Raw genomic sequence first — 17,403 nt, 5'->3', positions numbered from 1 at the left:
TGTTCTCAGCTGTCGACCAAGACGTATCCTCGGTCAATCAGCCGCCTAATCTCCGGATACAGGCCCGCGTAGACAACCCCCGGCTCCCCGTCGAACGTCTGAGCCAGTAGCTCGATTTGCAAACGCAACGGCACCTGGCCATTGCATGAGGCCAGCAACGTCACCATCAGCTGGTCAATCTCGTCGGCGTAGCGCAATCCCTGGAGGGATTTCAGCCATTGCCGCTTCACCTCCCAGCCGTCTGGCCCTTGATCAGCCTCCTGATTCAGCGACACGCTGTCGGCTAGCGACAGCTTGGCCTCCAAGAAGGTCTCTGGGTCCATCGTCGAGAGAACCCGACGCTGAACCAACCGCTCCTCGATCCGGTCCGACCACGGGTAGGCAACCGTATGGCTCACCCCGTCACACACGATGTCGCTGGGCCCCTCAATGGCCTCAACCGTGACGAACCCGAACCCGATCCCCTCGACCTTGCGCTCGGAAAACCAGTTCAACCATTGCGCCGTCTCATGCGGATCGGCTTGGTCACCGCTATCGCGCTGCCAATTGCGCACGTAATCCAGCGGGTCGAGCTGTTCACGTTCCACCGCCCATACTCGCACCCCTTCGGAGGGAAACCAGGCGGCCACTCGGTCTTCCGAGCGTTCCCCCTTGATCTCCAGCCAGTTGGCCAAGAACTGCATGACTCCGCCTGGTCGCAGTTTCGATCTCGCGGCGGCGGCCAGCTCCGCGCCCAGGGAGTCGCCCTCCCGGCCCGCGTCGCGGTAGGTCCACCCCTGGCCTGGGGTCGCGATGACAAATGGCGGGTTCGCGGTGATCAAGTCGAATTGGCGCTCGGAGACTGGCTCGAACATGTCGCCTTGCAACAATTCCAGCTCGATTTCGTTCACACCCGCGTTGATCCGTGCGAAGTCCAATGCTCGCGGGTTGAGGTCTGTGGCCGTGACCCGGCCCACGTGGGAAGGAAGCGATAGCGCGTGTACGCCGCACCCGGTTCCTATCTCCAACGCGGTCGGGACTTCGCGGCGCAAGGTGATATCGCCCAGAAGTTTGGTCGCCCCGCCCAGCCCCAAGACGTGATCGGTGCGTCGCACACCACTCATTTGCGGCAGCTGGTCGGAAAACACCGCCCGGTTAGCCGGATCGAACTGGAGGCCCCATCCGGCGCGAACCACGTCCTCAGAGCCTTCCACCAGCAAACCGGACCGCAACGCCACCGCCAGTGGAAGCGGATGCAATGCCGCCTGGGCTTCATGGCGCGGCACTTGAAGGCCCATCGTGAACAGCGTGGTCCATACGCCAAGAGCATCGTTCTCCACCAGGTCAAGCAGTTCGCGGTAGTCACGACGGGATGCCGCTGTCAACGCCCGACCACCATAGGCCGAGATCTGCCCATATCGGTCATAGCCCGATAGTCGCCACGCTTCGCGTAGCTGGTTGATCTCGTCGGTGTTGAGCATGTCTACTCCAGATTTCTCGATCGCGCCAACGGTAAATCGAGACGGCAATAGGCCACCGGCGGGCGGCCCCTTCTCACAAGGGTGGGACTGTCCGTACTCAAAGTATTGTCCCTCGCCCGGTGATATCACCAGACGAGGGACGGCTGCGGGGGCGCTCCCGATGAGGAACGCCCCCGCAACACGGCGTCGAGCCTAGGCAAGCGCCGCGGTCAATCTAGTCGCGCGGTTTCTCGCGCATCTCGTAGACCTCGACGATGTCGCCGACTTCCACGTTGTTGTAGTTCTTCAAGGTCAAACCACACTCGAAGCCCTCGCGAACTTCGACCGCGTCGTCCTTGAACCGGCGCAGGCTGGAAATCTCGGTCTCGGCGACAACGTTTCCGTCACGCAGCAAGCGCGCCTTGGCGTTGCGCTTGAGGACACCGGAGGTGACCATACAACCGGAGATGTTTCCCAGCTTGGAGGAGCGGAAGACCTCGCGGATCTCCGCGGACCCCAGCTCCGCCTCTTCGTACTCGGGCTTGAGCATGCCCTTGATGGCAGCTTCGATCTCCTCGATCGCCCGGTAGATGACGGTGTAGTAGCGGATGTCGACGTTCTCGCGTTCGGCCAAGTCTCGTACGCGCCCTTCGGCCCGCACGTTGAACCCGATGATGGTCGCGGTGTCGTCAGACGAAGCCGACGCCAAGTTGACATCGTTCTCGGTGATCGCACCGACGCCACGGTGGATGACCCGCAGCTGAACCTCGTCGGGAATCTCCAGGCCAGTGAGCGCCTCTTCCAAAGCCTCGACCGAACCGGCGCCATCACCCTTGATGATGAGCGACAGGTTGGCCCGCTTGCCTTCGGCGATCTTGTCCATGAAGTTCTCGAGCGTCGTACGTCCCGCACGAGCCGCCTGTTGAGCGGCCCGGCGACGCGCTTGGCGCTGCTCGGCGATCTGACGCACCGTACGGTCGTCATCGGCGGCGAGGAACACGTCCCCGGCGCTTGGTACGGCAGTCAGACCCTGCACCTGGACCGGACGCGACGGGGTCGCCTCCTTGATCCGGTTACCCGACTCATCGAGCATGGCACGGACACGACCGTGAGCTCCACCGGCGACGATGGAGTCACCGACGCGCAACGTGCCCTTTTGCACCAGCACGCTGGCCACAGGTCCCCGGCCACGGTCCAGGTGCGCTTCGATCGCCACACCCTGGGCGTTGCCCTTGACGGGAGCCTTGAGGTCCAGCGCGGCGTCATTGGTCAAAATGATCGCTTCGAGCAGGTTGTCGATACCGATACGCGGCTTCGCGGCCACGTTGACGAACATCGTTTCGCCACCGTACTCCTCAGCCACCAGTCCGTACTCGGTGAGCTGTTGGCGCACCTTGTCCGGGTTGGCCTCGGGTAGGTCGGTCTTGTTGACCGCGACCACGACGGGAGCCCCAGCGGCCTTGGCGTGGTTAAGCGCCTCGATCGTCTGCGGCATGACGCCGTCGTTGGCGGCCACCACCAAGACCACAATGTCGGTGACGTTGGCACCACGGGCACGCATAGCGGTGAACGCTTCGTGACCTGGGGTGTCAATAAACGTGACAGCCCGGTCGGTGCCAGCGTGTTCGACGTGAACCTGATAGGCCCCAATGTGCTGGGTAATGCCACCGGCTTCACCGTCCACGATGTTCGTGTGGCGGATTGCGTCCAGCAGTTTCGTCTTACCGTGGTCGACGTGACCCATGACGGTGACCACTGGCGGACGCGATTCCTGCTCGCCCTCGTTCTCTTCCAGGTCGATGCCGAACTGAGCGAGGAGCTTCTTGTCCTCTTCTTCCGGACTGACAACCTTCACCGTGTAGTTCAGGTGTTCGCCTAGAAGTTCGAGCAGCTCATCGGGACACGACTGAGTGGCCGTGACCATCTCTCCGAGCGTGAACATCTCCTGTACGAGCGCACCTGGCATGGTGTCGATCTTGTCGGCGAAGTCCGATAGCGAAGCACCACGCGGCAGTTTCACTTCTTGGCCACTGCCCTGCGGAGCGCCTGAAGACATCTTCGGAGCCGACAGATTGTCGAACTCTTGGCGACGCTGACGACGTGACTTACGGCTCTTGGCTCGCGGGCCGCCAGAACGACCGAACGCTCCAGCCGTGCCGCCGCCACGGGCCTTTCCACCAGGTCGTCCACCGCCACGGTAGGGAGCTGGTGAGGAAGCTGGGGCGCCAGTGCCGCCACCTGCTGCGCCACCTGGGCCACCGGCACCGGTGCGGTAGTTGCCTCGGTAGTTGGAACCGCCGGAACCGCCGCCGGGTCCACCCCGACCACGGCCGCCACGGCCTCGGGCCGCACCGCCACCGGAGTCGCGACCCCGACCTGCGCCGCCACCACCGGCGGGGCGCGTCGGCATCATCGACGGGCTGGGGCGAGGGGGCATACTGGCGGGCGATGGACGCGGCCCACCGGGACGCTCACCGCCGCTGGAAGCCGGACGCGGCTTCGTTCCAGATCCACCGCGACGGTTCTCCTCACGGCCACCCGGAGTGATGCCGTAAGGATTGTTGCCGCCACGCGGGCCGGGCTTCGGCGAGGCCGGACGTGGGCCCGGCCGGACCGGGGCCGCCTTCGCACTGCCCTCTTCGGGCTTGCGCGACGCGGCCTGTTGCTGTTGCTTCTTAAGTTCTTCGGCCCGCTTTTGTTCAGCGGCGACTTCGATGTCGCGAGCCGAGGGCACCTTTACTGGAGCGGGCTTGGGGCCCGGTTTCGGAGCCGCTTTCGCAGCGGCCTTCTTCGCCGTTTTCTTGGCGGGCTTTGCCGGAACCGGTGCGGCCTTGTCCGAGGTCTTACCCTTGGCGAAGTTCGCGGGGCTGGGAGCGGACTTTTTGGCCTCGCTAGCAGCGGGTGCCTCCTGGGCGACATCGTCGCCCGAGGTGGTGCTCTGGGCGGACTCGCTGCCGGAAACGGCGTCGGCTACAGCGTCAGTCTCCGAGGCAGATTTGCCCGGTGACGGCTTCGCGGCCGACTTCTTTGCCGCCTTTTTGGCGGACTTTTTCGCCGGGGCGGGCTTTGCCGCCTCGGATGCGTCATGAGACGACTTGTCGTCGGCACTCGCGCCGCCGGAGAGAGATACGAACTCCTCACGGAGTCGCCTCGCTACCGGTGCTTCGACCGTGCTCGACGCTGACTTCACAAACTCGCCCATGTCTTTCAAGGTGCTAAGTACGACTTTCGACGTCGTGCCTAGTTCTTTGGCAAGTTCGTGTACGCGGGGCTTGGCTGCCACTGCACTCCTCACTTCGAGGCTGCGCGGGCCTACCCCGCCAGCCTCAATTTTCCACTAGAAGCCTGGTCATTGTGCGGACTTCATCGTGAGCTCATTTGGTCTACCTGCAATTCAGTCGCGGGAGTCGGGCGTATGCCCAACCCCATCGATGTCGTGTGAAACCTGATGCGATTCCACATAGTTCTTTACGGCAGTGTCGTCAAGAGGGCCACTCAGACGCAAAGCCCGCCCAAAGGCACGCCGGGAAACTGCCTTATCAAGGCAGTCACGGTTTCGATGCACATGGGCGCCCCTCCCGCTTCGCTGACGGGACGGATCAGGAACAAGATGATGCCCAGCTCCTCCAGGATGCTGCTGCGCAGCCCCGTAGGGGCCGTGGGCGGCGACAACACGCAGCAACTCATTCACTGCCGAGCGCTGACGGCAACCCACACACATGCGAGTCACCGCTACGTTGCGAACCACTGGTTAGTTTACCTCTATTGCTATTTTTCACCCAAGGGCGGCCCGGCAAAGCCGGGCCGCGGATACCTTTTGGGCTATTTCGAGGCGGCGGGAGCAGGAGCTTCCACGCCACCGGAGTCGGACTTGATGTCAATACGCCAACCGGTCAAACGGGCCGCCAAACGGGCATTCTGCCCCTCGCGCCCGATCGCCAGTGACAACTGATAGTCGGGAACCGTCACTCGAGAGGACCGTGTTTCTTCGTCCACGACCTCGACCGACACTGTTTTGGCCGGTGAGAGGGCATTGGCCACGAACTTCGCCGGGTCGGCGTCCCAATCGACGATGTCGATCTTCTCGCCACCCAACTCGCTCATCACCGCACGCACCCGCGAACCCATGGGCCCAATGCAGGCACCTTTGGCGTTCACGTCCTCGACTGTGGCGCGGACCGCAATCTTAGAACGGTGACCAGCCTCACGTGCGATTGCCGCGATCTCGACAGTGCCGTCGGCGATCTCGGGAACCTCCATGGCAAAGAGTTTCTTGACCAAAGTGGGGTGAGTACGGGACAAAGTAACCTGCGGACCGCGCGAGGTGCGGTTGACTTGCACAATCACGGTGCGAATTCGCTTACCGTGCTCGTAGCTCTCGCCGGGAACCTGCTCATTGGCAGGCAGGCTAGCTTCGATCTTGCCCAGGTCGATCGTCACAATGCCCTGTTCGGAGCGGGAACCGTGCGCCTGCACCTCACCGGTGACGATGTCGCCTTCTTTTCCAGAATATTCGCCGTATGTGACCTCGTCGGAAGCTTCGCGCAACCGCTGCAAGATCACTTGGCGCGCCGTCGTGGTGGCAATGCGGCCGAACCCCTCGGGGGTGTCGTCACGCTCGCGCACCACATTTCCTTCATCATCAAATTCTTGCGCGAAGACAGTGGCGGTTCCGCTGTCACGGTCCACTACCACGCGCGCATGGTGAACGGCACCTTGAGTGTGTCGGTAGGCGGTCAACAATGCCGATTCGATAGCGCCGAGAATAGTCTCGAAAGGAATGTCCTTTTCGCTCTCAAGCGAACGAAGCGCCGCCAGGTCAATGTGCACCTGTACTCCTTATAGCTTTTTATTTTTAAGTCTCTGAGACGGACGGCCTCAGGATTTATTAGCCTTAGCCGACTTTTGCATTTCGATGTGGACTTTGCCAGCCCCCAGCTCGGCAAAGGTCGCAGCGCGCACGCGCCCGGCGACTTCCAACTCGATCCCCCGCTCGTCGGCGGCCACAATACGTCCCTGAACTTTGTCGCCGCCTAGGGAAACTTCCACCAAGCGGCCAATGTTACGCCGCCAGTGACGCGGGAGCGTCAGCGGTCGATCCACCCCAGGGGAGGAAACTTCCAGAGTATATGACGCCTCGGCAAACAGGCCACCGGTGTTCTCTCCGGCGTCTAGTGCCTTGGAGGCCTCCCGCGAGACTTCGGCGATGTCGTCTAGCGTGACTCCGCCGTCCCCGTCGATGAGCACCCGCACCAGTAGCCTGCGCCCCGCCTTAATGACCGTCAGCTCTTCCAGATCGAAGCCTGCCTGCTCCACAACTGGCGTTACCACGGCCTTTACATCGTCTTCATGTGGTTGACTCACCCGCACCCCCTTGATATTTTTTGCTCACAATTGAGCCTAATGTCCCCAACATAAACGCGAAAGTGCACCTGGAAATATAGGCACGTGGATTTCTTCGCCAGCAGACGCCAGTTGCTTACCGCCGCCTCCGTCATAGGAATCGGGGCCGCCGGGGCGACTGCCCTCACCGGATGCACCGACACCGAGCCCGACCCCGCCGAGCCCAATGCCAACCTAGCCTCCACCTTGCGCCATGCCCGGCACCTCCATGCCGTCGCGCTTCACTTGCGAGAAGAGGGAGAGCTCGACGCCGAGACCTGGCAGTTCATCATTGACGACCATGCGGCCCATATCGAGACACTGGAACGACTCACCCGCCCAGCGGTGGTTGACGACACGCTCGAAGTCGCTGAGGAGGATGTCCCAGTCGACGTGGACTCCTTCAGAGAGGCTACCTCGGTCGCGGTCGAGGCCGCTGTCGAGGATTGCCTCGCGGTCGAGGGTGATCTGGCCACCGTCGTAGCCGAAATTGCCGCCTGCCGCTTTGGACACCTGAGGTTGTTGTCATGAACGCAATGGAAGTCGGCCTCAACGCCGAGTACGCGGCCATCTATGCCTATGGGGCATACTCCCACTACTTGGGCGGCCCTACCGCGGACATGGCCGAAGCGATCGAGGAGCAGCATCGACAGCGACGCGATCGTCTGTTGGTGTGGTTTGCCGAAAATGATGCTCAGCCACCGACCCCTCAGCCGGCCTATGAACTGGACCAGGCTCAGGACGGCACCGACGCGGTGGCCGCGCTGATGGCCACAGAAGAGGCCGTGGCCACAGCATGGCGTTCGGTGGTGCACACCGACGAGGTCGACCAGCGAAAGATATGCGTGGAAATGCTGTGCGCCGCCGCTTCGACGCTCGTGCGATGGAGAGTGGCCGCAGGGGAGATTCCGACCCAGCCGTGGCCCGGAAGACCGTAGTTCACCACGGCGGGATGGGCGCACGTGCCTGCCCCGCCATTTTTATGCCCTGACCAAGACCAGCCCTGTGACATGCGGCGACGCAAGAATGGATACTCGGTATCCATGACCATACTCGGTATGGCATACTACGTATCTACCGATGAGCCTCGCGTCCCATCACCATCCACGCGAGCTCAAACAGCCCACCTCAGGTAAGCCCACACCGCAGCAAGCGAACAGCCCAGCGGCGCGGGCACTTACAAGAGACAGGCTCAAGGTCACCGACCGACGTGGAGTTCACATATGAGCATCAAACACGGGCTGCTCGCCCTCTTGGAGCACGGGCCAGCATACGGCTACCAACTCCGGTCCGCCTTCGAAAAGAGCACCGGATCAACCTGGCCACTCAACATCGGACAGGTCTACAGCACCCTGTCACGGCTCGAACGTGACGGACTCGTCGAAGCCCTACCCGAGAGCGAAAAGGGCCAACAGCCCTACACCATCACCGAAAAAGGCCGCGCCACCGTTAACGCCTGGTTCAACTCACCCGTTGTCGCCGACCAGCGGCCCCGCGACGAACTGACCATCAAAGTCGCGTTGGCACTATGCACACCGGGAGTCAACATCCCAGCGGTCATCCAGGCACAACGATCGTCCACGTTGCGCACTTTGCAGGAATACACCCGGATGAAATTTGCGGCTGGCCACGACGACACCGCCTGGACGTTGATCCTCGACGCCATGATCTTCAAGGCCGAAGCCGAAGTGCGCTGGCTAGACCACACCGAGACTGCGCTGAGGCGCAACCCACCCCACCAAACATCGCCATTGGACCTAGAAGACGGCGAATCCACCCCTTCCGAACCCACCGTCGCAGAAAAGAGCACATCATGACCGAAACCGTCCTCCAGCTACGTGGCGTCAGCCGCGTGCATGGCACCGGTGACGCGGCCACCGCCGCCCTGGTCGACCTCGACTTGGACATTCACCCCGGCGAACTCGTGGCCGTCATGGGGCCATCCGGTTCCGGCAAATCCACATTGCTCAACCTGGCGGGCGGACTCGACTCCCCCACCTCCGGTGAGGTGCTTGTGGAAGGGCAAAACTTGCAGGCGCTTTCCCGACGCCGACTATCGGCACTTCGACGCCACTCGATCGGATACGTCTTCCAAGACTTCAACCTCATTGACTCCCTCACGCTGGGAGAGAATGCCTCCCTACCGCTGGAATTGGATGGAACCAGTGTTCGCAAATCCCGCAAGGCGGCACTCCAGGCGCTGGAGGAAGTCAACATTGGCGATCTGGTTGATCGCTTTCCCAACCAAGTCTCTGGCGGACAACAACAACGCTGCGCCATCGCCCGGGCCTTCGTCGGACGACGCCGACTCATCCTCGCCGATGAACCAACCGGGGCGCTAGACAGCGTCGCTGGCGAAGAGGTGCTCAAGCTGCTGCGCTCCCGCTGCGATCAAGGAGCGGCCGGACTGATGGTCACCCACGACGCCCGCCACGCCGGATGGGCCGACCGCATCGTGTTCCTGCGCGACGGTAGCCAAGTCGACTCCTCCGCCCCCCTCGTGGCGCGGGCCTAGGCAGAGAGGCCCCACATTCACATGCTGACCCGAATCCGCCTGTCGTACCGCCTAGCCTGGCGCGACATCAAACACAACCTGGGACGCTCGATCCTGGCAGCAGTGCTCCTGGCACTGCCCATTATCGGAGTCTCCTACGGGGCAACGGTCTACTCATCCCTAGAATCGAGCGACACCGACCGCGCCCACCAACACGTCGGTCACGAAGCCGACGCCTACGTTCACTTGGTATCGGAATCTCCACTGGAGCAAAAGAGCTTCGACTCCCAATACATTCACTGGGAGACAACCTCCGACGAAACCCCCAGCGGCATCACCCATCCCCTCGACGTTCTGCCCGCAGGCGCCAGCGCGACTCCTTTCAGCATCAATGTCGCCTACAGCAATCTTTCCAATATCGAAACCACCGACGGCGTAGCCACCGTGCCCATCAGTGGCTTCGACATGAACGACCCCCTCATCAAGGGCGTGTTCACTTACAGGGATGGCAAAACCCCCGCCAGCGGCGAGGCCGCCATCAGTACAGCCATGGCCTCCTCATTTGACCTCAAGGTTGGCGACGAACTTTCGGTCATGGACGATACTGACTTCGTTTTGCATCGGGTGGCCGCCATAGTCGAACACCCCCGCCACATCAACGACACCTTCGCCGTCATTCCCGGCCACACCGAACACGAAGCCACATCATGGCTGGTCAGCCTTCCGAGCGACCTCACTCGCAGCCACGTCGAGGACTTGAATGCCGCCGGGATGACCGTCTACGCGCCCTCGATGGCGCACCTGCCCTCAGAGGCATCCATGATGGACAGTTCCTCGTCCAACGAGGCGATATCAGTACTGGCGCTGCTGGTCGGCATCATCATCCTGCAAATAGTGCTCTTGGCGGGACCGGCCTTCGCCATTAGCGCCAAACGTCGAATGCGCGACTTCGCCATGCTGTCGGCCAACGGTGCCACCCCAGGCCAGATCCGCAATGTTGTGCTGTCCGGAGGGATCGCGCTGGGAGCTCTAGCGGCAATCGGTGGAATCGCGCTGGGAGTCGGGCTCGCTGCGGTCACTATGCCGCTAGCCGAAATGATTGCTGGGCACCGTGCATCCTCATTTAGCGCCTGGCCCACGTTCCACATCGTTGTCGCCCTAGTCGCGGTGGGAACCGGACTGTTGGCTTCCCTCGTGGCCGCCCATAGCGCCGCAAAGGTCGACGTCGTCGCGGCACTGACCGGACGCCGTTCATTGGGCAAGGCCCGCAAACGCTGGCCCATCATCGGACTCATCCTCATCGGCCTCGCTGTGGCCTTCATCGTGCTCGGGGCGCTCAAGCAGGGCCCGGCTGTGGTCCTCGCCGTGGTGGCGCTGTTCCAGATCGGCCTGGTGCTGTGCACCTCAATCATCATCGCGGGAATCTCCAAGCTGGGTTCGAGGCTGTCGCTGGCCCCGCGCATCGCCTTGCGCGACGCGGGCCGCAACCGCTCGGCCACCGCACCGGCTGTCGCTGCGGTCATGGCTGTGGTCGCTGCGGGCATCGCCATCACCATGTACGCGTTGACGTTCCCTGGTTACACCGACTTTCGGGCGTCCCAAACTCACCATGCTGACTTTGAGTACAGCATTTACTCCTCGGCTGCCGAACCCGAACTCGAAACCGAACAAACCTCCCAGGCGCAAACCGACTTCGTGGCTGGGCTTGACGAATACGTCGCTGGTCCCAGCATCCACCCGATCCACCTGATTAATTGCCTCAGCGAGGATGATGTCCACTGCGATTTCGATATCAAGCGGCCCGAGGCCAATGTGTGTCCCTATGACGGCCAGCGCGACTTGAGTCAAGAGGATCAACTCGCCGCCTTGGACCATCCTCTGTGTGTAGCCACCCTGTACACCTACTTTCTGGACTACACATCACTGCGTTATGTCGAAGACAAGGAAGGGCTAAGCGCGCTGTCGGGCCTTGCCGGAGACGAGCTCGACAGCACGTGGAGCGCCATGGAGGCGGGTGCCGTGGCAGTACCCGACGAACTCGATATCGACGCGGATGGGAATGTCACCTTCAGCGTCGACCGCTACCAAGAACATGGAGATAAAGCCGATTCGATTGACGAGATATCGGTTCGGGCGATCGCGCTGGGCGACGCCATCGAGTATCACCAAGTCCTCGTCCCCTCCGCGATGATCGAGGAGTTGACTTCCGACGGCTTCCAGCTCAGATTGCACCAACAGTTCGCGGTGTTTACCGACACCGAGATTGACGACTCGGTCCGGCAAGCCCTCAACTCCTACGTGATGAACTTGGGCTATTCCAGTTTCGACGATGTTGCGGACCGAGCCACCATTTCGGTGCATCCGGCCTACGACGCTCCCTTGGATGAGGAACTCATCATCATGTGGGCCATCGCCATCATCACCCTCATCGTGGCGTTGGGTGCGACCCTGGTGGCTACCGGTCTGGTGGCGGCGGAATCCCGCCGCGACTTGCGGACACTGGGCGCGGTGGGCGCGACCCCTGGGCTACGGCGCAAGCTTTCCCTGTGGCAGGCGGGCGTTATTTCCATCCTGGGATCGATCTTGGGAGTAGTAGCGGGAGTGGGCATCTTTGCCGTCATCATCGCGGCGCTTAATCGCAATATCAGGACGGCTTACCCGATCGAAACGACCCACGATTTCGCTATGCCGTGGCTGTTCCTTGTGCTCGCGCTCATCGTGCTGCCGATCATGGCCATGCTCATCACCGGGACGTTCACCCGATCGCGGCTTCCCTCCGAGGAACGCCGAGCCGACTGACCTAGTTCCTTACTTGAAACCAGGACGACACCCGTCCACCAACAGTGTTGGGGCCGCCGAGGCGGCCCCAACACTGTCATGCGGTCGATTCGAGGCGACTATCGAAATTTCTCTGGCGTGCCAGCCGAGGGCGCTCCCCCACTGGGCATGGTCAACAGTTCGAACCCGTCTTCAGTCACCAACAAGGTGTGCTCGAACTGTGCGGTCCATTTCCCATCCCGGGTCACGGCTGTCCAGCCGTCGTTCCACATGTGGTGTTCGGCCACCCCCAAATTGATCATCGGCTCGATGGTGAAGGTCATTCCGGCCTCGATCACGGTGTCCAACGACGGGTTGTCGTAATGGGGCACATAGAGACCCGAGTGGAACGATTCGCCGATTCCGTGGCCGGTGAACTGGCGGACGACTCCATAGTCAAAGCGTTTCGCGTACGACTCGATGACGCGGCCGACGGTGTTGAGCATTCGGCCGGGTCGCACGGCTTTGATGCCGCGCATCGTGGCCGCATAGGTGCGTTCCACCAATAGACGCACCTCTTCGTCTACATCCCCCACCAGGAAGGTCGCGTTGTTATCTCCATGCACGCCATTGAGGTAGGCGGTGATGTCGACATTGACGATGTCACCGTCTTGCAACACTGTCGAGTCGGGAATCCCGTGACAGATGACTTCGTTGACAGAGGTGCAGCAGGATTTGGGATAACCCTTGTACCCCAAAGTGGACGGATATGCCCCGTGGTCGCACAGGAATTCGTGACACACGCGGTCCAGCTCATCGGTGGTCACGCCGGGTGCGACGGCTTTCTCGACCTCGATGAGGGCATCGGCGGCCAACTGGCCGGCGATGCGCATTCGCTCGATGACGTCGGCGCTCTTGATCTCGGAGCCCTGGAAGGGCTGCGGCCCGCTCTTACCCACGTATTCGGGGCGCGCAATGTGCTCGGGCACTGCGCGGCGCGGCGTTTGCTTTCCTGGCTTCAATGGGGCTCTTACACTCATGCGGTCAAGCCTAACGGGAGGGCGCCCGAGGTGATCAATGGCGGGGTGAAATCTGGCTCACCTTCTATAACGGCCCTAGGCAGGCCTAACGCCGCGTCATCGTGGTGGATTCCGCCCCGAATCACCGTGGCGTCGGGTTGTTCCACTGACGATATCCACCGCCTTCCGCACGGTGTCCATATGCACGACTTTGCGCCTTTTTCGAGACTTGGCCGCGAAACCCTCTTGCCAATGATCTTTGCGAAGCGCATGATGAGAAAAACCCCATCCGCAGGCTCACGGTGAACCGACCTGACCCCACAGGAGATGCGGCGACATCACTTCCCTGAGGCCTTTGATCCGTTGCGGCACGGTGTATGTGCGAGCACTGCCCGCCAGAGGGCGACAAATTCATATGTGGCTTGGCATCCATTGGCTACTCTCCCACCGCAATCGCCACAGAGCACGTCAACTCCGGGCACTGGCCTGGTGAGAGGGCCGATTCCAAGCCGAGCCGACGCGAAACTCGCTCCCGTGTACTTGCGACACCTCACACGGTCGAGCGCCCCGCCAGACCCAACCACGGCGGTGTGCAGTAGCTTCGCGTCGGCTCCTTAATCTCGCCGCCCTAAGAGCTCCTATCAGGTTTCTCTTCCTACTGCGGTGGAGTGATGTCGCGCCTGGCCGCGTTGTCGGCCCTTGCCCATACCCGCTGGGTATGAACAAGGGCCTCCGCCTCCCCACGCACTGACAGCACACCATCCTCGCCACGGAAACAAACCTGATAGGAGCTCTAAGCGGCACAGCTGGCCTATCACCTAGGCCGGTTCTTTTTCCAGCTCCTTGGCGGCTTCGACCTCAGCTGGAGGCGGTTCGGCTTCGGCCTGCCCGGCTTGGTTCATGCGCTCATAGATCATGCCCGCTGAGTGCGCGATCGCTCCGACGACCGACGGCACGATCGGCAACACCCAGTTGCTGAGGAAGCCGTCATGAGGCATGTTGAGGACGAAGATGGCGGCCCCAGCTGAGGCAAAACCCATCAGGGTTCCACGCCAGGCGGCGTGGGCGGAATCGGCCATGGCTTCGCGGCGTTCTGAGGTTGGGTCGTGGAACTTGCTGAGCCCCGCGGCGTCGGAACGCCCCAAGTAGACCCCACCGAGTCCCAAGACCACCGATGCGGACAGCACGGCTGATATCAAGCTGTTGTGGAAGGCGACGAAAGAGAGGGCGAAGACTGCGGCGCCCCCGACCACGGTTATCGCGGCCTTGACCCAGTCACCTTTCTCACCGGGATACCAGTAGTACTTTGTCACCCCGTCAGAGACGTTTCGGACGATCCTCCCCATGGTGGTGGACTCCCCTCGCATTGTGAGATAGCGGTACACCGTGCGCCCGCGCTGGTGCGGAAGGTCCTGTCACCATTTGCGGCCGCCGGGAACATTATCGGCGGGCCGACGAGAGCGTGTCTGCTGATTTCCACACTCCGCTGCCACTCGATATGCCCCGCATTCTGGGCTTATACGTATTTTGTCGGAATTATGACAGTTCGAGCAGTACCTACCGCGCGTTGACACACCAGCGCAATCCCCCATCATGAGAGATTTCCACCTTCATGGAACGTCGCGGCAGCTACCTGGCACCCATTCAGCACACCACAGAAGCCGACCGCAGGATGTCGCCTTGATGACACCTCAGGCCGGTTGTCAAGAATCGGACTGAGTCACACATGCCACTACAGACACACGCGCCCGGGAAGAACCCCATCGAAAACCACACGTCGAAGGGCCGCCGACAAATGCCGGCGGCCCTTCGAAAAGCTGATAAAAAGCGGAGGCGGCCTAGTGAACCGTGACAGTCGGCCCCACCAGCTCCTTGAGCTCATCTGGCAGATCCGCACCCATCTGGTCGGCTATACGCACAGCCTCCTCGATAAGCGTCTCCACAATTTGTGATTCGGGCACTGTCCGAATGACCTCACCCTTGACAAAGATTTGCCCTTTGCCATTCCCGCTGGCGACCCCAAGGTCAGCCTCTCGAGCCTCACCTGGGCCGTTGACCACGCATCCCATAACCGCCACCCGCAACGGCACCGGCAGGCCCTCCAGCCCGGCGGTGACCTCTTCGGCCAGCTTGTAAACATCGACCTGCGCACGTCCGCACGAGGGACACGAAACGATCTCCAGACCCCGTTCGCGCAGCCCCAAGGACTCCAGAATCTGCGTGCCGACCTTGATCTCCTCAACCGGAGGGGCCGACAACGAGACGCGAATGGTGTCGCCAATCCCTTCCGACAGCAAAGCTCCGAAGGCAGCGGCGGATTTGATAGTGCCCTGGAAGGCGGGGCCAGCCTCGGTGACGCCCAAATGAAGCGGGTAGTCGCACTGTTGGGAAAGCAGCCGATAGGCGCGCACCATGACCACCGGGTCGTTGTGCTTCACGGAGATCTTGATGTCGCCGAAGCCATGCTCTTCGAATAGCGAGCATTCCCACAGAGCCGACTCAACCAGAGCTTCAGCGGTGGGCTTGCCATACTTTTCCAACAACCGCTTATCCAAGGAGCCGGCATTGACGCCGATCCGAATCGGAGTTCCCGCCTCCGTGGCGGCCTTGGCGATCTCACCGACCTTATCGTCGAACTTCTTGATATTGCCCGGGTTGACGCGCACCGCCGCGCAACCGGCGTCGATCGCGGCGAATACATACTTGGGCTGAAAGTGAATGTCCGCGATAACCGGAATCTGCGATTTCTTCGCGATAGCTGGCAGCGCGTCGGCATCGTCATTGGTCGGGACCGCCACGCGCACAATCTGGCAACCGGAGGCCGTCAGCTCGGCGATCTGCTGCAGCGTCGCGTTGATGTCGGACGTGCGGGTCGTGGTCATGGACTGCACGCTCACTGGTGCCCCACCGCCGACTAGCACCCCTCCGACATTGAGTTGCCGTGTTGGCCGCCGCTGAGCCAACGGAGGCGGAGCGGCGGAGGGAATCCCAAGATTTACAGCAGTCATATATGAAACATACCTAGTTGAAGAGTCTGATCGGATTCACGATGTCCGCGGTGATGGTGAGAAGCATGAAACCACCGAGCACCACCAGTACAGCGTAGGTCAGCGGCATGAGCTTCAAGTAATCCACTCGGCCCGGGTCGGGCTTTCCCCGCCGCGCCGCTAGCCAGGAGCGGGCCCTCTCGTACCAGGCGATCGCGATATGCCCGCCATCCAGCGGCAGCAGCGGCAACAAGTTGAAGATGCCGACAAAATAGTTCAGGACCACAACCAGCATAAAGAACATGGCCCACTGGTCGAACTGCACCATCTCACCGCCAAGGCGCGAGGCCCCCACCACGCTGACCGGGGTGTCGTCAGGTCGCTCCGCTCCGAAAACCGAGTTCCACAGATCCGGGATCTTCGTCGGCAGTGTGATCAGTGCCTCAAAAGTGGCGGTGAACAGGTTGCCGGTGACCACAAAGCTCTGGCCAACTCCGCTGATTGGCCCATAGGTGACGACCGGGTCCAGCGATCGGTCCACATACACACTAACGCCGATGCGTGTGACCTCGGTGGTCGAACCGTCCTCCATTGGCACACTCGCCGAGTACGGCGTGATGTCAAGGGTGGTGATACCGGTGTCGCGCCGGATGGTGATTTCGACCTCTTCATCCGGTTGGAGACCGGAGACGGTCTCCAACAGCGAATCCCAATCGGTCACGGTCGCTCCGGCGATGCCGGTGATCTCGTCGCCATCGCGCAAACCTGCGGCGGCGGCTGGACTGGGTTCGTCCTCGGCAGTGCACTCGTAGGTGCCCGTCGCGTCCTCAGGCGGGATGCATGGGGCGACGGCCACCGTCGCGGTCTCTTGCGACTCTTCGATTTGATCGGCTAGTGCCGGGTTGGCGATGCCGATGAAGGACACCAGAACCCACAAGATGACAAACGCCAGAATGAAGTGGGTGATGGAACCAGCGGCTAGGACCGTGGTGCGCTGCCACAGTGGCTTACGCCAAAAGACGCGTTTCTTGTCCTTTTCCGACAGGCTCTCTTCTTCTTCATCGAGAGGTGTCATTCCGGTGATCTTGACGAATCCGCCCAGCGGGATGCCCTTAAGGCCGTATTCGGTCTCGCCCCGGTGAAAGGACCACAGGGTGGGTCCGAACCCGACAAAGTAACGGGTGACCTTCATTTTGAAGGCCTTGGCGGTGAGCATGTGTCCGGCCTCGTGAAGACTCACCGAAATGAGGATCGCGAGGGCGAACAGGATGATGCCGATGGTGTAAGCCAGCAACGATGTGCTCCTTGGTCAAGGAAGGGGCGAA

14 protein-coding genes are annotated in these 17,403 nt (G+C 61.7%); 5 read left to right on the top strand and 9 right to left on the bottom strand.

The features are described 5' to 3' along the window. Window positions 1–5: 5 nt before the first annotated feature. From JQS30_RS04895 to rimP, 5 genes are all read right to left on the bottom strand, one after another. Window positions 6–1,460, bottom strand: a complete 1,455-nt coding sequence (locus tag JQS30_RS04895) for a DUF7782 domain-containing protein (RefSeq protein WP_213172256.1) — start codon at window positions 1,458–1,460, stop codon at window positions 6–8. 214 nt (window positions 1,461–1,674) lie between these two features. After that, entirely contained in the window at window positions 1,675–4,722 is a 3,048-nt protein-coding gene (infB, locus tag JQS30_RS04890) for a translation initiation factor IF-2 (RefSeq protein ID WP_246498063.1), read from the bottom strand. A 111-nt stretch (window positions 4,723–4,833) separates the two neighbouring features. Beyond that, window positions 4,834–5,160, bottom strand: a complete 327-nt coding sequence (locus JQS30_RS17645; protein ID WP_343076180.1) for a YlxR family protein — start codon at window positions 5,158–5,160, stop codon at window positions 4,834–4,836. A gap of 101 nt (window positions 5,161–5,261) precedes the next feature. Continuing rightward, window positions 5,262–6,269 carry a transcription termination factor NusA gene (gene nusA, locus JQS30_RS04880; RefSeq protein WP_213172254.1) on the bottom strand — a complete coding sequence of 336 codons (1,008 nt, stop codon included), beginning with the start codon at window positions 6,267–6,269 and terminating at the stop codon, window positions 5,262–5,264. A 48-nt stretch (window positions 6,270–6,317) separates the two neighbouring features. Beyond that, window positions 6,318–6,803, bottom strand: coding sequence for a ribosome maturation factor RimP (rimP, locus tag JQS30_RS04875; protein WP_213172253.1), 486 nt, complete (start codon window positions 6,801–6,803; stop codon window positions 6,318–6,320). A gap of 84 nt (window positions 6,804–6,887) precedes the next feature. On the opposite strand from rimP, the gene JQS30_RS04870 reads away from it, so the two are divergent. From JQS30_RS04870 to JQS30_RS04850, 5 genes are all read left to right on the top strand, one after another. Then, entirely contained in the window at window positions 6,888–7,352 is a 465-nt protein-coding gene (locus tag JQS30_RS04870) for a hypothetical protein (RefSeq protein WP_213172252.1), read from the top strand. Beyond that, the gene (locus JQS30_RS04865) at window positions 7,349–7,759 is read left to right on the top strand and encodes a DUF4439 domain-containing protein (RefSeq protein ID WP_213172251.1); all 411 of its coding nucleotides are present in this window, start codon (window positions 7,349–7,351) and stop codon (window positions 7,757–7,759) included. The genes JQS30_RS04870 and JQS30_RS04865 overlap by 4 nt, the downstream gene beginning before the upstream one ends. 285 nt (window positions 7,760–8,044) lie before the next feature. Beyond that, entirely contained in the window at window positions 8,045–8,638 is a 594-nt protein-coding gene (locus tag JQS30_RS04860) for a PadR family transcriptional regulator (RefSeq protein WP_213172250.1), read from the top strand. Beyond that, window positions 8,635–9,336, top strand: a complete 702-nt coding sequence (locus JQS30_RS04855) for an ABC transporter ATP-binding protein (protein ID WP_213172249.1) — start codon at window positions 8,635–8,637, stop codon at window positions 9,334–9,336. Before JQS30_RS04860 ends, JQS30_RS04855 begins: the two co-directional genes overlap by 4 nt. A 21-nt stretch (window positions 9,337–9,357) precedes the next feature. Further along, complete coding sequence (locus tag JQS30_RS04850; protein WP_213172248.1) at window positions 9,358–12,114, top strand: FtsX-like permease family protein; 2,757 nt, start codon at window positions 9,358–9,360, stop codon at window positions 12,112–12,114. Between the two features lie 98 nt (window positions 12,115–12,212). Here JQS30_RS04850 and map read toward each other — a convergent pair whose 3' ends face one another. From map to JQS30_RS04830, 4 genes are all read right to left on the bottom strand, one after another. Then, a complete protein-coding gene (gene map / locus JQS30_RS04845; RefSeq protein ID WP_213172247.1) occupies window positions 12,213–13,112 on the bottom strand; it encodes a type I methionyl aminopeptidase in 900 nt (299 codons plus the stop codon). A 797-nt stretch (window positions 13,113–13,909) separates the two neighbouring features. Further along, window positions 13,910–14,437, bottom strand: coding sequence for a hypothetical protein (locus tag JQS30_RS04840; RefSeq protein WP_213172246.1), 528 nt, complete (start codon window positions 14,435–14,437; stop codon window positions 13,910–13,912). Window positions 14,438–14,929: 492 nt separating this feature from the next. After that, window positions 14,930–16,099 carry a flavodoxin-dependent (E)-4-hydroxy-3-methylbut-2-enyl-diphosphate synthase gene (gene ispG, locus JQS30_RS04835; protein WP_213172245.1) on the bottom strand — a complete coding sequence of 390 codons (1,170 nt, stop codon included), beginning with the start codon at window positions 16,097–16,099 and terminating at the stop codon, window positions 14,930–14,932. Window positions 16,100–16,112: 13 nt separating this feature from the next. After that, window positions 16,113–17,369, bottom strand: a complete 1,257-nt coding sequence (locus JQS30_RS04830; protein WP_213172970.1) for a M50 family metallopeptidase — start codon at window positions 17,367–17,369, stop codon at window positions 16,113–16,115. Window positions 17,370–17,403 lie beyond the last annotated feature (34 nt).

The organism is Natronoglycomyces albus, from assembly GCF_016925535.1.
GTDB classification, from domain to species: Bacteria; Actinomycetota; Actinomycetes; order Mycobacteriales; family Micromonosporaceae; genus Natronoglycomyces; species Natronoglycomyces albus.
This window is presented reverse-complemented; position numbering and strand designations above follow the sequence as displayed.